This window comes from Streptomyces sp. GESEQ-4 (genome assembly GCF_017948455.1).
Lineage (GTDB): Bacteria > Actinomycetota > Actinomycetes > Streptomycetales > Streptomycetaceae > Streptomyces.
This window is the reverse complement of the sequence record NZ_JAFFSU010000009.1, coordinates 29,219-44,363: the sequence shown is the minus strand read 5'-3', so window position 1 is coordinate 44,363 and position 15,145 is coordinate 29,219. Positions and strand designations below refer to the sequence as shown.

At 70.5% G+C, this 15,145-nt stretch carries 13 protein-coding genes; 5 read left to right on the top strand and 8 right to left on the bottom strand.

Annotated elements, in window-relative coordinates; genetic code table 11:
• Positions 1-4: 4 nt before the first annotated feature.
• The 4 genes from KCH48_RS18965 to KCH48_RS18950 all read right to left on the bottom strand — a co-directional run bounded on the left by KCH48_RS18965 (position 5) and on the right by KCH48_RS18950 (position 4,058).
• A complete protein-coding gene (locus tag KCH48_RS18965; protein ID WP_210575586.1) occupies positions 5-1,792 on the bottom strand; it encodes a glycoside hydrolase family 15 protein in 1,788 nt (595 codons plus the stop codon).
• A 91-nt stretch (positions 1,793-1,883) separates the two neighbouring features.
• Positions 1,884-2,681, bottom strand: coding sequence for an SURF1 family protein (locus tag KCH48_RS18960; protein ID WP_210575584.1), 798 nt, complete (start codon positions 2,679-2,681; stop codon positions 1,884-1,886).
• A gap of 80 nt (positions 2,682-2,761) precedes the next feature.
• Positions 2,762-2,995, bottom strand: a complete 234-nt coding sequence (locus KCH48_RS18955) for a hypothetical protein (RefSeq protein ID WP_210575583.1) — start codon at positions 2,993-2,995, stop codon at positions 2,762-2,764.
• A 79-nt stretch (positions 2,996-3,074) separates the two neighbouring features.
• Positions 3,075-4,058, bottom strand: coding sequence for a DEDDh family exonuclease (locus tag KCH48_RS18950; protein ID WP_210575582.1), 984 nt, complete (start codon positions 4,056-4,058; stop codon positions 3,075-3,077).
• A gap of 188 nt (positions 4,059-4,246) precedes the next feature.
• On the opposite strand from KCH48_RS18950, the gene KCH48_RS18945 reads away from it, so the two are divergent.
• Together KCH48_RS18945 and KCH48_RS18940 are read left to right on the top strand one after the other, a co-directional pair.
• Entirely contained in the window at positions 4,247-5,116 is an 870-nt protein-coding gene (locus tag KCH48_RS18945; protein ID WP_210575581.1) for a sterol desaturase family protein, read from the top strand.
• A complete protein-coding gene (locus tag KCH48_RS18940; protein ID WP_210575580.1) occupies positions 5,113-5,781 on the top strand; it encodes a lysoplasmalogenase in 669 nt (222 codons plus the stop codon). The genes KCH48_RS18945 and KCH48_RS18940 overlap by 4 nt, the downstream gene beginning before the upstream one ends.
• Before the next feature lie 39 nt (positions 5,782-5,820).
• On the opposite strand, the gene KCH48_RS18935 is transcribed toward KCH48_RS18940, so the two are convergent.
• The 4 genes from KCH48_RS18935 to KCH48_RS18920 form a co-directional block, all read right to left on the bottom strand.
• Positions 5,821-6,819, bottom strand: a complete 999-nt coding sequence (locus KCH48_RS18935; RefSeq protein WP_210575579.1) for a CopD family protein — start codon at positions 6,817-6,819, stop codon at positions 5,821-5,823.
• Between the two features lie 280 nt (positions 6,820-7,099).
• Entirely contained in the window at positions 7,100-8,557 is a 1,458-nt protein-coding gene (locus tag KCH48_RS18930) for a CoA transferase (protein ID WP_210575577.1), read from the bottom strand.
• A gap of 91 nt (positions 8,558-8,648) precedes the next feature.
• Complete coding sequence (locus KCH48_RS18925) at positions 8,649-10,166, bottom strand: S8 family serine peptidase (RefSeq protein WP_210575575.1); 1,518 nt, start codon at positions 10,164-10,166, stop codon at positions 8,649-8,651.
• A gap of 87 nt (positions 10,167-10,253) precedes the next feature.
• Positions 10,254-11,783: a S8 family serine peptidase gene (locus KCH48_RS18920; RefSeq protein ID WP_210575573.1), complete on the bottom strand. Its 1,530-nt coding sequence runs from the start codon at positions 11,781-11,783 to the stop codon at positions 10,254-10,256.
• A 248-nt stretch (positions 11,784-12,031) separates the two neighbouring features.
• Here KCH48_RS18920 and KCH48_RS18915 point away from each other — a divergent pair, with 248 nt between their 5' ends.
• The 3 genes from KCH48_RS18915 to moaA all read left to right on the top strand — a co-directional run bounded on the left by KCH48_RS18915 (position 12,032) and on the right by moaA (position 15,142).
• Positions 12,032-12,388, top strand: coding sequence for a DUF485 domain-containing protein (locus KCH48_RS18915; protein WP_210575572.1), 357 nt, complete (start codon positions 12,032-12,034; stop codon positions 12,386-12,388).
• On the top strand, positions 12,385-14,004 hold the full coding sequence (locus tag KCH48_RS18910) for a cation acetate symporter (protein WP_210575570.1): 1,620 nt from the start codon (positions 12,385-12,387) through the stop codon (positions 14,002-14,004). The genes KCH48_RS18915 and KCH48_RS18910 overlap by 4 nt, the downstream gene beginning before the upstream one ends.
• Before the next feature lie 148 nt (positions 14,005-14,152).
• A complete protein-coding gene (gene moaA, locus KCH48_RS18905; RefSeq protein WP_307840902.1) occupies positions 14,153-15,142 on the top strand; it encodes a GTP 3',8-cyclase MoaA in 990 nt (329 codons plus the stop codon).
• Positions 15,143-15,145: the final 3 nt, after the last annotated feature.

Below are 15,145 nucleotides of genomic sequence, written 5' to 3'. Positions count from 1 at the left end.
GGTCCTATCCTGCCGTGCCGCCCCCGAACAGGGCGAGGGCGGTGTTCACCAGACCGACGTGGCTGAACGCCTGCGGGAAGTTGCCGAGCTGATGGCCGGTGACCGGGTCGTACTCCTCGGACAGCAGCCCCACGTCGTTGGTGAGCCCGAGCAGCCGTTCGAACAGCTCGCGCGCCTCTTCGGTGCGGCCGGTCATGTGCAGCGCGTCCGCGAGCCAGAAGGAGCACACCAGGAAGGTGCCCTCACCGCCCGGCAGCCCGTCGACGACCGTCTCCTCGGCGCTGTAGCGGCGCATGAAACCGCCGTGGCCCAGCTCCGCGTGGATCGCGTCGACGGTGCCGATCACGCGCGGGTCGTCCGCGGGCAGGAAGCCGACACGCGGGATCAGCAGCAGGGAGGCGTCGAGTTCGCGTGAGCCGTAGTACTGGGTGAAGGTGTTCCGCTCGGCGTCATAGCCCTTCTCGCACACCTCCTTGTGCACCTCGTCGCGCCAGGTGCGCCAGCCGTCGAGGTCGCCGCCCAGCTTCGGCTTCTCCTCGAGCGTGCGCACGGCCCGGTCCGCGGCCACCCACACCATCACCTTCGAGTGCACGAACTGGCGGCGCCCGCCGCGCACTTCCCACAGCCCCTCGTCCGGCTGCTGCCAGTTCTCGCGCAGCCACTCCAGCAGCTCCTGCTGCAGGGCCCACATGTGCGGCTTGGCGGCCATGCCCGCGCGCCGGGCCAGCGCCAGCGAGTCCATCACCTCGCCGTACACGTCCAACTGCAGCTGATTCACGGCCTTGTTGCCGATCCGCACGGGCGACGTCCCGGCGAATCCGGACAGCCACGGCAGGTCGTACTCCGGCAGCCGCCGCTCGCCCGCGAGGCCGTACATGATCTGCAGGTCCGCCGGGTCGCCGGCGACCGCGCGCAGCAGCCAGTCGCGCCAGGCCTCGGCCTCCTCCCGGTAACCGGCCGCCACCAGCGCGCCCAGGGTGAGGGTGGAGTCGCGCAGCCAGCAGTAGCGGTAGTCCCAGTTGCGGATGCCGCCGAGTTCCTCCGGCAGCGAGGTGGTGGGGGCGGCGACGATGCCGCCGGTCGGCTGGTAGGTGAGGGCCTTGAGGGTGATCAGGGAGCGGACGACCGTGTCCCGGTGCGGGCCGTCGTAGCGGCAGCGTTCGGCCCAGGTCTGCCAGCCCTCGACGCTCGCGTCCAGTGCCTCGTACGGGTCGACCAGCGGCGGACGCGGCTCGTGCGAGGGGTGCCAGGTCAGGACGAAGGCGACCCTCTCGCCCTCCTCGACCGTGAACTCCGCGTGCGTGGCGAGGCCTTCGCCCCAGGTGTGCACTTCGGGCTCGCTGCGCAGCCACACCGAGTCCGGGCCCGCGACGGCCACACGGTGGCCGTCGGAGCGGCGCATCCACGGCACGATGGAGCCGTAGTCGAAGCGGAGCCGGAGTGTGCTGTGGACGGTGACCCGGCCGCCGGTGCCCTCCACGACGCGTACGAGATCGGGGGCGCGGTCGCGCTGCGGCATCAGGTCGGTGACGCGGACCGAGCCCTCGTCGGTGTCCCACTCGGTGTCCAGGACGAGGGTGTTCGGACGGTAGGCGCGGCGCGTGCACGGGCCGTTCGCGTCCTTGGGGGCGATCCGCCAGTGACCGTTCTCCTCGTCGCCGAGCAGCCTGGCGAAGCACGAGGCCGAGTCGAAGCGGGGAAGGCACAGCCAGTCGACCGAGCCGTCCCGGCCGACCAGGGCCGCGGTCTGTTCGTCGCCGATGAGGGCGTAGTCCTCGATACGGGGATGCACGGGGTTCCGGGTTCCCGGCAGGGGTGAGGGGCAATCCCGTGCGGGGCCGGGAGAGTGACGGGCGGGGAGCGCGGCGGACCGCGGGGCCGGTCTACACCGTCGCGGGTTCGGCCGGCGTGGTGTCGTCCGCTGCGTCCTGCTCCTTCGTCCGCTCGCGCGTCTCGCGGCGGACCAGGATGACCCAGCCGACGGGGACGGCCGCGGCGAACAGCCACCACTGGATGGCGTACGCGTAGTTCAGCGCCGCGTCCTCGTTGCCGGGATTGCCGAGCAGCTCCGGGGTGTCGCCCTTCGGCTCGGGTGCCGTCTGGGCGATGTAGCCGCCGAGCACCTGGGCATCGAGGCGCCGCGCCTCCTGCTCGCTGTTGATCAGCATGATCTGCCGGTCCGGCAGGCCCTCGAGGTTCTTGATGCCGCTCGCCTCGGTCGTCTCGTCGGGCATCAGCCGTCCGGTGACGGTGACCTCGCCGCGGGGCGGTGCGGGGATCTTGGGGAACGTGGTCTGGCTGGGGCTGTCCGCGGGGATCCAGCCGCGGTTGACGAGCAGGACCTTGCCGTCGTCGAGGACGAACGGGGTCAGGACGTGGTAGCCGACCTCGTCGTCGGAGTTGGTGCGGCGGCGGACGACGACCTCGTCGTCGGTGTCGAAGCGGCCCTTCGCGGTCACCCGGTGGTAGCGCTCGTCGTCGGTGACGGTGTGTCCGGGGGCGGTCAGCTTCTCCACGGGGACCGGCTTCGCGGCCAGCGCGTCGGCGACGAGCTGGTTCCGGGCGGTGCGCGTCTCGTAGCGGTCCATCTGCCAGATGCCCAGCCTGATCATCGTGGGGATGAGGAGGAGAGCGACCAGCGTGAGGATCACCCACTGCCGGGACAACAGGAAGCGGTACACCCCACGACCGTACAACTCGGTCGTGGGGTGTGTTCAGGCGGGTATGGGTCGGGTGCGGGGCCGGCGCGGGGCCCGGGGGCTCACACCTTGTCGACGATCCCCACCTTCCCCTCCGCGCGGGCGCAGTGGGCCCCGCAGAACCAGTGGCCCTCGACCTCGACGCCCTGCCCGATGATCTGGACGCGGCAGTGCTCGCAGATGGGTGCCATGCGGTGGATCGCACAGGAGAAGCAGTCGAAGACGTGCACAGCGCCCTGTGCGTGGATCTCGAAGGTCATTCCGTAGTGATTGCCGCAAACTTCACATGTTGCCATGCGCCACAGGGTGGGCCGTCGCCGTGGCCGGGGCGAGACGGCGCCGGGCGAGTCGTACGGCAATCACCCGTCCGTACGGTCATCCCTGCGACGCCGCTTCCACATCCCCGAGGAGCTGCCCGAACGCCGCCTCGTCGACCACCGGCGTGCCGTACTGCCGGGCCCTGACCACCTTGGACGTGCCCGAGTCCGGGTCGTTCGTGACGAGCAGGCTGGTCAGCCGGGAGATGCTGGTGGCGACATGCAGCCCGGCCTCGATCGCCCGGTCCTCCAGGAGGTCGCGCTCGATGGAGGTGTCTCCGGAGAACGCGACCCGCATGCCCTGCTTGAGCGGTTTGCCGTCTTCGTAACGGCCCGGGTTGGGATAGGGGCAGGCGGGCCTTCTGCGCGCCGGGCGCCAACTGCTGGGCTGGTACGCGCCGTAGCTCGACTGCTGCCGGGGCACGGCTCGGTCCGTCCACTCGGTCAGCGGCCGGCACTCGTGCAGCGGCAGCCGTACGCCGCCCTGTGCTGCGGCGTGCAGGCTCGGCCGGAACGCCTCCGCCAGCACGCGCGCGTCGTCCAGCGCGTGGTGTGCCCGCTGCTGTACGACGCCGAAATGCGCGGCGAGCGACTCCAGCTTGTGGTTGGGCAGCGGCAGCTCCAGCTCCTTCGACAGGGCGATGGTGCACAGCCGCTGCCGCACCGGCGGCTCGCTCCGCGCGCGTGCATACTCCCGGGCGATCATCTGCCAGTCGAAGACGGCGTTGTGCGCGACGAGCACCCGGCCCTCCAGCCGGGTCGCGAACTCCTCGGCGATGTCCTCGAAGAGGGGCGCACCCTCGAGCACGTCGCTCGTCAGACCGTGGATCCACACCGGGCCCGGGTCCCGCTCCGGGTTGACCAGCGTGTACCAGTGGTCCTCGACCTCACCGCGCGCGTCCAGCCGGTACACGGCCGCGGAGATGATCCGGTCGTCCCGGGCCAGGCCCGTGGTCTCCACGTCAACGACCGCGTATCCCTGGGGATACGCGGCCGGCCACACCGTGGGGGAGGACACTGCGGTCGTCAGGTCTTCGAGCATGGTCACCGAGGATACGGGCCGGGTCCGACAGTCCGGTCCGTCAGGTGCCGTCTCACGGCCGGGTGTTCGAGCGGGGCGAATGTCCGTCCGACTTGGCGGAGATCGCCAAGAAGCAAGCGCGTACCCCAGGTAATACTTGTGGGTAACAACGTCTAGCCGCGGACGACCAGCGGTTCTACCGTGCCCTCATGCCGAACCTGCCCGATGTCGTGCTGTGGTCGATACCCGCCTTCGTGCTGCTCACCGTGATCGAGATGATCAGCGTCCGTATCCATCCGGACGACGACGCGGCGGGATATGAGGCGAAGGACGCCGCGACGAGCGTCACCATGGGCCTCGGCAGTCTCGTCTTCGACCTGCTCTGGAAGATCCCGATCGTCGCCATCTACACGGCGATCTACGAACTCACCCCGCTCCGCGTGCCCGTTCTGTGGTGGACCGTCCCGCTGATGCTCCTCGCACAGGACTTCTTCTACTACTGGTCGCACCGCGGTCACCACGTCATCCGCATCCTGTGGGCCTGCCACGTCGTCCACCACTCCAGCCGGAAGTTCAACCTCACCACCGCGCTGCGCCAGCCCTGGACCTCCCTGACCGTCTGGCCGTTCTACGTCCCCCTGATCGCGTGCGGGGTGCACCCGGCCGCGCTCGCGTTCTGCTCCTCGGCGAACCTCGTCTACCAGTTCTGGATCCACACCGAGCGCATCGACAAGATGCCCCGCTGGTTTGAGTTCGTCCTCAACACCCCGTCGCACCACCGGGTGCACCACGCCTCGCAGGGCGGCTATCTGGACCGCAACTTCGGAGGAATCCTCATCGTCTGGGACCGCCTCTTCGGCTCCTTCGTCGCCGAGACCGAGCGGCCTGTCTACGGGCTGACCAAGAACATCGACACCTACAACCCGCTCAAGGTCGCCACGCACGAATACGCCGCCATCGCCAAGGACCTGAAGGCGGCGGGCAGTTGGCGCGAGCGTGCCGGGCGGCTGTTCCGGGGGCCGGGCTGGCAGCCCGCTCCGCCCGCCGCGGCGCCCGTCGAGGAGACGACGGCCGCGTGAGACCGTCCCGCGTTCTGCTCGGCGCCTTCGCCCTGGCCGCCGTCGCCGACCTGGCCTGCCTCGCCGTCGGCTCCGACGCCGGGCACGCCGTCACCAAGCCCCTCCTGATGCCTCTCCTCGCCGGTTACGCGTACGTCCGCGGCGCCCCCCGACTCCTCCTCGCCGCGCTCCTCTTCGGCTGGGGCGGCGATGTCCTGCTGCTGTCCGACGCCGAGCCCGCCTTCCTCGCCGGGATGGCCTCCTTCGCGGCCGGGCATGTCTGCTACCTCATGCTCTTCAAGAGGTACGGCACCGGAAACGCGGCCCCACGCGCGCGTGCCGCACTTCTGGCGCTCGCCTACGTCACCGCCCTCATCACCACCGTCGCCCTCCTGTGGCCCGACCTCCCCACCGACCTCCGCGTCCCCGTCGCCGGCTACAGCGCCCTGCTCACGGCCATGGCATACGGAGCCGTCACCCGGTTCGGACTCCTCGCCGGGCTCGGCGGTGCCCTCTTCATGCTCTCCGACACCCTCATCGCGACCGGCGTCGCGGAGTGGCCGCAGCTGCCACGACCCGACTTCTGGATCATGCTGACCTATGCGGCTGCCCAACTCCTGCTGGTCAGGGGAACACCGGTGGCTGTCCAATCGCCAACGGTGCCGAAGGCGCTGCTCGCCAACTGAAGCGCCGACCGAGGCACCAGCTCAGGCACCAACTCGGGCTCACCATCTGATCGGCACCGGCAACGCCGTCAGCAGCCCGGACACCGCGACCACCAGCCCCAGCACCACGACCTCCGCCCGCGCGGGGGAGCAGGCGGTCAGCGGATCCGCCGCGCGGCGCAGCCGGATACGGGCCCACAGGGCGAGCACGGCGACCGCGGCCACGAGGAGCGCCTTGGCGAGCAGGACGCGTCCGTACGCGGTCGTCGTCAACTGCTCAAGGACGGTGCCCGGAGGCATACGGCGCAGCGAACTCCACACCCCGGTCGCGGTGATGGCGGCGAGCAGAACGGCGGCCACGCGCGCGTAGAGCCCCAGCAACGCCGCTCCCGTCGGCGTGTCGCTCCGCAGCCTGCGCAGCACGTGCAGCAGTCCGCCCGCCCACAGTGCCGCGCAGGCCAGATGAACGAGCGTCAGCCCGGAGCCGATCAGCGGGTCGTGCTCGGTCGTGGGATGCGCGCGCAGCGCCTCCGCCACGACCACCGCGGCCAACGGCCAGACGACGGTCGCCGGTCGCCGTGAGAGCGGGCAGAGGCCCGCCGCGAGGAACGCGTTGACCTCCACCAGCGCCAGCTTGCCGTCTCGCGAGGCGTAGAGGCCGCCGACGTCGATCTCGGCGGGGCTGCTCGGCACCAGGTTGCCGGTGGCCACGACCGAGGCGAGCCCCAGCGCGGCGACGAAACCCACGCCGGCCGCGTGGGGCGCCCAACTGCGCGGCGCCTGCGCGGGATCGCCGGGCACGGCCCGGGCCAGCCGGTTCACGAACAGCTCGCCCACCGGGACGCACAGCGCTGCGAACAGGACCGCCCGCAGCAGGGCGATGCCACCCGTGCCGGGTGCGGCTGCCTCCCCGGTCTCGTGCAGCGCGGCGGACGGACCGAGCAGCGGGATCAGTGCCGCCAGCGCCCCGAGAACCAGAACGACGACGGCCCGGCCGGCACCGGGGCGCCGTACGGCCCCCTTATCGGCCACCCCGGAGGTGGGTCTTGTCAAGGTCACCCCAAGATAGTCACCAACCACCGCAAAACGGGCAAGCACCGGGCAGCCGGCCATACGACATTCCACCCATGGGCACGTTTTCAGGCACACCGGCGCTCAGGCGGGTCGTGTCCCTCGGGCCCATCGCGCAGGGTCGTGTCCTTGAGATCCATCGCGCCAGGATGTGCCCCCAGACCGATCGCGCCGGGTGGCGCCCCTCAGGCTCACCGCGCGGGGCCGTGGCGCTCAGGCCTATCGCGCCGGGGTGTGGTGCTCAGGCCCACCGCACCGCACCGGACCCTCAAGCCCACCGCGCCGCATCGGACCCCCAGACCCCCGGCGCCCGCCCCCAGTCGACCGGACCGCCCGCGAAGGACACCGGTGGCAGCGCGTACCGCAGCCGTCCGAGCGCACTGTCGGTCTCGGCCAGCCACCCTTCCGGCCCCTCGTACGCGTCGTTCCCTGCGTCTGCACTGCGCCCCTCGTACGCGTCGTCCCCTGCGCCCGCGCCGCGCCCCTCGTACACGTCGCCCCCCGCGCCAGCCCCGCCGACCCCGCTCATCAGCCACGCCGCCGTCCGCGCCAGTGCCAGCCGTACGAACCTGCTGCCGCCCTCGTACGACTGCTCGGTGAGGGCGCGCAGCACCCCCGCTGCCAGCAGGTAGCCCGTGCCGTGGTCCAGCGCCTGCGCGGGCAGTGTGCCGGGACGTTCCGGCGAGCCCTCGGCGGTGGCGATGCCGGTCGCGACCTGCACCAGGCTGTCGAATCCACGCTGCTCCCGCCACGGCCCGTACGCACCCCACGCCGAAAGCTGCGCCACGACCACCCCGGGCCGCCGCTCGGCCAGTGTCTCCGGCGACAGTCCGAACCGGTCCAGGGCGCCCGGCCGGTACCCCGTGACGACCACGTCCGCCGTCGCGAGCAGCTCCTCGAAGGCGCGTCGGTCGGCTCTCAGGTCCAGCCGCGTCGACCGTTTCCCGAAGCCCGTGTCGGCGTGCTGGTCGGGCAGTTCGGGCAGCTGGGGCGCGTCCACGCGCAGCACGTCGGCGCCCAGCAGGGCGAGGGTGCGGGTGGCGACGGGCCCGGCGATCACCCGGGTCAGGTCCAGCACCCGCAGCCCGGCGGCGGGCAGCAGGGGACCGCCGTCGACCGGCGTGAGCACACGCGCGTGCGTGGCGTCCAGCCGCCCGCGCTCGACCAGCGGACGTGCGGCGACCGCGACGCCCTGCGGATGTCCGGCCCACTCCTTTGGCGTGCGCAGCGCTACCGCCAGGCCGCCGGCGGCGTACACCGCCTCCTCGACCTCCAGGGCGGAGCGCTCGGCGAGCACCGACTCGACGACGGACACGCGGTCGTTGGACAGCCCCAGCGCGGCGAGCAACCGCGCCCGGTGATGCGGATAGTTCGCATGCGTCCGCACCCACCCGTCCGCCGAACGCCAGAACCGCGACAACGGAGCGAAGGTGACCGGCGCCCGCCCGGAGATGAGCAGATGGCGCTCACTGACGAACGCCGTCGCCACGGCGCCGTCGTCCACCCGCACCCCGGGCACCTCGCGCAGCCCGCCCCGCCGCGCCCCCAGCTCGGCGGCGGCCAGCGCACACGCGCCCACGCACGCCCGCGCCAACTCCCGTACCGGAAGCCGTGCTTCGAGCGCCCCCTTGCGGGCGGTCACCGAGATCCGCGGGACCAGGACGGGGTCGCCGCCCAGCGCGGACCAGACGTACCCAATATCCTCGATGTCCTCGTTGTCGGTCATGCGCAGCACTATGCGGCGTTGACCCGATCAACACGACAGCAGGGGCCGGACGGAAGAACCCGCCCGGCCCCCACAGGCCGTACTACCCGTACTACTTCGTCACCGCGTCCAGCGCGTCCGCGGTGCCCCAGCCGTAGAAGCCGTTGCGGTTCTTCGTGCCCTCGCACACCGCGTCGACCTTGCCGTCACCGTCGATGTCGTACGGATCCGTGCACGGCGTGGCGTCGGCCTCGGCGTACAGGAGGGCCTTCACCAGGGCCGGAGGAGCGTAGGGATACGTCGACTTGATGAGGGCGGCGACGCCCGCGACATGCGGCGACGCCATCGACGTACCGGCCATGTAGCCCCACTTGCCGCCGGGCAGCGTGCCCAGGATCAGGCCGCTGGTGGCGGGCGGGGCCGGCGTCTGGAAGCGGGTCGAGTCGCCACCGGGGGCGGCGATGTCGATGACGCCCAGACCGTGGTTGGAGAAGGACGACTTGATGCCCTTCGCGCCGGTCGACGCGACCGTCACGACACCCGGGAGCTGGGTCGGGATGTCGAGGCACTCGGACGGGTCGACGACCCGCTCGGTGGGCGTGGCGTCGTTCGGGGAGACCGGGTCGGTGATCTCGTCGGCCGCGAGGTCGTAGTTCTCGTTGCCGGCCGCCGCGACGTTGACCGCGCCCTTGCGCTCCGCGTACCGCGAGGCCCGGGAGACGGCGTCCACGAGCGCCTTCTGGTCCGGGTCGTCCTTGCAGTTGAAGTACCAGGGGTCGGTGTAATAGCTGTTGTTGGTCACGTCGACGCCGTGTGTGGCCGCCCACATGAAGCCGCAGACCACGGCCTCCGTGTAGAAGTAGCCGGCGGTGGTGGACACCTTGATGCCGGACACCTTCACGCCGGGCGCCACGCCCGTCATGCCGACGCCGTTCTTGGCGGCCGCGATCTCACCGGCGACATGCGTGCCGTGCGGGCTCTCCGTCGCGCCCGGCCGCCACGCCCCGTCGGTCGTGTCGGGCTTGCCCGTCACGCAGTTGACGGACGCCTCGCGGTCGAAGTTCGGCGCGATGTCGGGGTGCGTGTCGTCGACGCCGGTGTCGATGACGGCGACGGTCACCTTGGAGCTGCCCAGCGTCTTCTCGTGCGCCTTGTCCGCCTTGATGGCGGGCAGGTCCCACTGCAGCGGCTCGAGCGGATCCTGCCCGTCCGCGGCCTCGGCGGCGCCGGCCTCCGCCGCGCTCAGCACCTTCGGCGTGCCGACGTCGTTCGTCGACTGCGCGGGCAGCGGCGCGTTACGGGTGTTGCCGGCCGAGTCCACCCCGCGCACCGTGCGCAGAATCTTGGCGAAGTCGGGGTTCGCCGAGTGGACGACGATCACCCCAATCTTGTCGTACGACGTCACGATCGTGCCGCCGGCCTCGGCTATCGCCTTCTTCACCTGTCCGGGAACCCCGTGCCCGGGGCGGACGTTGACGACATAGCTGAGCGAGGTGGCGTCGGCCTCGGCCGTGACGGGCGCGTCGGCAGCGGACGCGGTGACGTTCGGCAGAAAGGCGAGTGCCGTCGCCATGGCCATCCCGACCGGGATCGCCATCGCTCTGCGGTAGCGCGAGTGAGGCGCTGTCATGGTCTCTCCAGTTCGTTCGTGGTACGGGCGGACCGTGCGGGAAGTCCGGGCGGCGCGGCCCGCCTCGGGCCGCGCCACGCGTGGGAACTACTTCACCGCGTCCAGGGCGTCGACGATGCCGAAACCGTAGAAGCCGTTGACCCGCTTCGGTCCCTCACACACCGCGTCCTGCGTGCCGTTCCCGTCCTGGTCGTACGAGTCGGGGCAACCGGGGTTGTCGGCCTGCGCCTTGAGCAGCGCCCGCAGTTGCGCCGGAGACGCCTTCGGGTGCGTCGACTTCAGCAGCGCGGCGACACCCGCGGCATGCGGCGAGGCCATCGAGGTGCCCTGCAGGAAGCCGTACGCGTTGTTCGGCATCGTGGACAGGATGCGGCCGTTCTTCGAGGGCGTGTCCGGGGTCTGGTACCGCCCGTCGCCGCCCGGTGCCGCCACATCGACGACTCCCTTGCCGTACGTGGAGAAGTACGACTTGAGGTTGTTCACGCCGACCGAGCTGACCGTGACGACGCCCGGCAGCATCGTCGGCACGTCGAAGCACTCGTGCGGGTCGATGGTGCGCTCGACCGGGGTGGAGTCGTCGGGGCTGGAGTCGTCGACGAGGGAGTCCGCGTTCAGGTCGTGGTTGGAGTTGCCCGCCGCGGCGACGTTCAGGGTGCCCTTGCCCTGCGCGTACAGCTGGGCCCGGTTGACCGCGTCGACGATGGCCTTCTGGTCGGGGTCGTCCAGGCAGTTGTACAGCCACGGGTCCACGTAGTAGCTGTTGTTCGTGATCTCCACGCCGTGGTCGGCGGCGAACACGAACGCGCACACGACGCTCTCCGGGTAGAAGAGGCCGTTGGCGGGGTCGGTCACCTGGATGCCGGCGACCTTGACGCCCGGCGCGACACCGGCGACACCGATGCCGTTGCGGGCCGCGGCTATCTCACCGGCCACATGCGTGCCGTGGTAGTCCTGCGCGGTGTACGGCCGCCAGGAGCCCTCGCTGGTGTCGGCCTTGCCGCCCACACAACTCGCCGACTGCGAGCGGGAGAAGTTGGGGGCTATGTCGGGGTGGGTGTCGTCGACGCCGGTGTCGATGACGGCGACGGTGACCTTCCTGCTGCCCGGGTTGATCTGCGCGGCCTTGTCGGCGCCGATCGCCCGCAGGTCCCACTGGTCGGCTTCGAGAGGCTCGCTCGCGCCCGTGGCGGCGGAGGCCTTGGCGACCTTCGCGGCCTGCTCCTTCGTCAGGAGCTGCGCGGCGCCCTCGTCCGTGGTGCCGGCGGCGGTCAGCGGCGCGGTGCGTGTGGCACCCGCCGACTGCACCCCGCGCACGGCGCGGATCTGCGCGCCGAAGTCCGGGTTCGCCGAGTGCACGACGATCACGCCGATCTTCGGGTACGTCTCGACGACGGTGCCGCCCTTCGCGACGATCGCCTTCTGCACGGCCGCGATGGTGCGACGGTCCGTCTTCGTGTTGACGACATACGCCAATACGGGTGCGTCCGCGGCCTGCGCGGCCGACTCCGCCTGCGGGGCGGCCGAGGCGGCCGCCGGCAGGAAACCGAGCGAGGCGGTCAGTGACAGAACGACGGGCACGGCGAGAGCGAGCCGACGTCTGGAACGCAGATGAGGCATGGGATCTCCACATCATCCGGAAACGAAACCGGCCCGAGACACAGATGATGCCCGGGCAGGTACATGACGGGTGGGACAGGGCGAAACTATCCCCCGATTGCGCTGGCCAGCAATGACTTCCCCGATGTTGGTTCGGAAAGAAGTACCGAGGGTTGAACCGGTCCTCGCGTGGCGCCGTGACCTTGGGCAGGAGACCCGAGCACGATCGAGGCTCTCTGACAACAGCACCCGCAACGCGAGGAGACTCCGTGGCTACCGACGCACCGCCCCCCTCGAAAGAAGAACACCAACTCCCTTCCACAGAGGAGTTCGTCGAGGTGCAGGAGAGCGCGGAGTTCGGTGAACTGCGCCGCTCCTACCGCTCCTTCGCCTTTCCCCTGACCGTCGGCTTCATCGTCTGGTACCTGCTGTACGTCCTGCTGTCCAACTACGCGGGCGACTTCATGGGCACCAAGGTGGTCGGCAACATCAACATCGCCTTCGTCTTCGGCCTTGCCCAGTTCCTCACCACGTTCCTCATCGCCTGGTGGTACTCGCGGCACGCCGCCGCGAAGCTCGACCCCAAGGCAGAAGCGATCAAGTCCCGGATGGAGGGCGGCGCATGAGCCCCGCGATGACGCTTGCGGCCAACGAGGCCAGCGAGCACCGACCACTGATCATCACCCTGTTCGCGCTCTTCGTGGTCGCGACCCTGTTCATCACCGTCTGGGCGGGCCGCCAGACCAAGGACGCCGCCGACTTCTACGCGGGCGGCCGTTCGTTCAGCGCCTTCCAGAACGGCCTCGCGGTCTCCGGCGACTACATGTCGGCCGCGTCCTTCCTGGGCATCGCGGGCGCCATCGCCCTCTTCGGCTACGACGGCTTCCTGTACTCCATCGGCTTCCTGGTCGCCTGGCTGGTGGCCCTGCTCCTGGTGGCCGAGCCGCTCAGGAACTCCGGCCGCTACACGATGGGCGACGTCCTCGCGTACCGCATGCGCCAGCGCCCCGTGCGCACGGCCGCCGGCACCTCCACGATCGTCGTCTCGATCTTCTACCTGCTGGCCCAGATGGCGGGCGCGGGCGTCCTGGTCTCCCTGCTGCTCGGGATCACCTCCGACGCGGGCAAGATCCTGATCGTCGCCCTCGTCGGTGTCCTGATGATCGTGTACGTCTCCATCGGCGGTATGAAGGGCACCACCTGGGTCCAGATGGTCAAGGCCGTGCTGCTCATCAGCGGCACCATCCTGATCACCTTCCTGGTGCTGCTGAAGTTCAACTTCAACATCTCCGACCTGCTCGGCACCGCCGCCGAGAACAGCGGCAAGGGCGCCGCCTTCCTGGAGCCCGGCCTCCAGTACGGCGCGACCGGCACCACCAAGCTGGACTTCATCTCGCTCGGCATCGCCCTGGTGCTCGGCACCGCCGGCCTGCCGCACATCCTGATCCGCTTCTACACGGTGCCCAACTCCCAGGCCGCCCGGAAGTCCGTCAACTGGGCGATCGGCATCATCGGCGGCTTCTACCTGATGACCATCGCGCTCGGCTTCGGAGCGGCGGCGCTGATCTCGCAGGAAGAGATCATCGCGTCCAACAAGTCCGGCAACACGGCCGCGCCTCTGCTCGCCCTGCACCTGGGCGGCGTCGACTCCGCGTGGGGCGCGATCCTGCTCGCCACGATCTCGGCGGTGGCCTTCGCGACGATCCTCGCCGTGGTCGCCGGCCTCACCCTGGCCTCGTCGTCCTCCTTCGCGCACGACATCTACGCCAACGTCATCCGCAAGGGGAAGGCCACCGAGAAGGAGGAGGTCAAGGCCGCCCGTCTGGCGACCATCGGCATCGGCGCCGTCTCCATCCTCCTGGGCTCCCTCGCCCGCGACCTGAACGTGGCCGGCCTCGTCGCCCTCGCCTTCGCGGTCGCCGCCTCCGCCAACCTGCCGACGATCCTCTACAGCCTGTTCTGGAAGCGGTTCACCACCCAGGGCGCCCTGTGGTCGATCTACGGCGGTCTGACCGTGGCCGTCGGCCTGGTGCTGTTCTCGCCCGTCGTCTCCGGCGACCCCACGGCGATGTTCCCCGACGTCGACTTCTCCTGGTTCCCGCTGAAGAACCCGGGCATCATCTCGATCCCGTTCGGCTTCCTGATGGGCATCGTCGGCACCTACCTGTCCAAGGAGGAGCCGGACACCGGCAAGTACGCCGAGCTGGAGGTCCGCTCCCTCACGGGCACCGGCGCGCACTGAGCCCACCCCGCCCCGCGGCCGCGTCGTAGATCCCTACGACGCGGCCGCGTCGTGCCTGGTAGTAAAAGCCCCCTGCTTGTTGTCAGCGGCGTCGCGTAGGCTCGCAGGTGTCGGAAAAGATGGATCCGCTGCGAGGGAGGGGGCCCACGTGCTCATCGACACCTACGGCCGAGTGGCCACCGACCTGAGGGTCTCGCTCACCGACCGCTGCAATCTGCGCTGTACGTACTGCATGCCCGAGGAGGGCCTGCAGTGGCTGGCAAAGCCCGACCTGCTCACGGACGACGAGATCGTCCGCCTGATCGACATAGCCGTCACCTCCCTGGGCATCACGGAGGTCCGCTTCACCGGCGGCGAGCCGCTGCTGCGCCCCGGCCTGGTCGGCATCGTCAAGCGCGTCGCCGCGCTGGAGCCGCGCCCCCAGATGTCCCTGACCACGAACGGCATCGGCCTCAAGCGCACCGCGAGCGCCCTGAAGGCGGCGGGCCTGGACCGGGTCAACGTCTCGCTGGACACGCTGCGCCCGGACGTCTTCAAGACCCTCACCCGCCGGGACCGCCACAAGGACGTCATCGAGGGCCTGCACGCCGCCCGCGAGGCGGGCCTGACCCCGGTCAAGGTCAACTCGGTCCTGATGCCGGGGCTGAACGACGACGAGGCCCCCGACCTCCTGGCCTGGGCCGTCGAGCACGACTACGAGCTGCGGTTCATCGAGCAGATGCCGCTGGACGCCCAGCACGGCTGGAAGCGCGACGGCATGATCACGGCAGGCGACATCCTGACCTCCCTGCGCACGCGCTTCGAGCTGACCGAGGAAGGCTCGGAGAAGCGCGGCTCGGCCCCCGCGGAACGCTGGCTGGTGGACGGCGGCCCGCACGTGGTCGGCGTCATCGCCTCGGTCACCCGCCCGTTCTGCTCGGCCTGCGACCGCACCCGCCTCACCGCAGACGGCCAGGTACGCACCTGCCTGTTCGCCCGCGAGGAGACCGACCTTCGCGCCGCCCTGCGCTCCGACGCCCCCGACGAGGAAATAGCCCGCATCTGGCGCCTGGCCATGTGGGGCAAGAAGGCGGGCGCCGGCCTGGACGACCCGACGTTCGTGCAGCCGGACAGGCCGATGTCGGCGATCGGGGGCTAAACA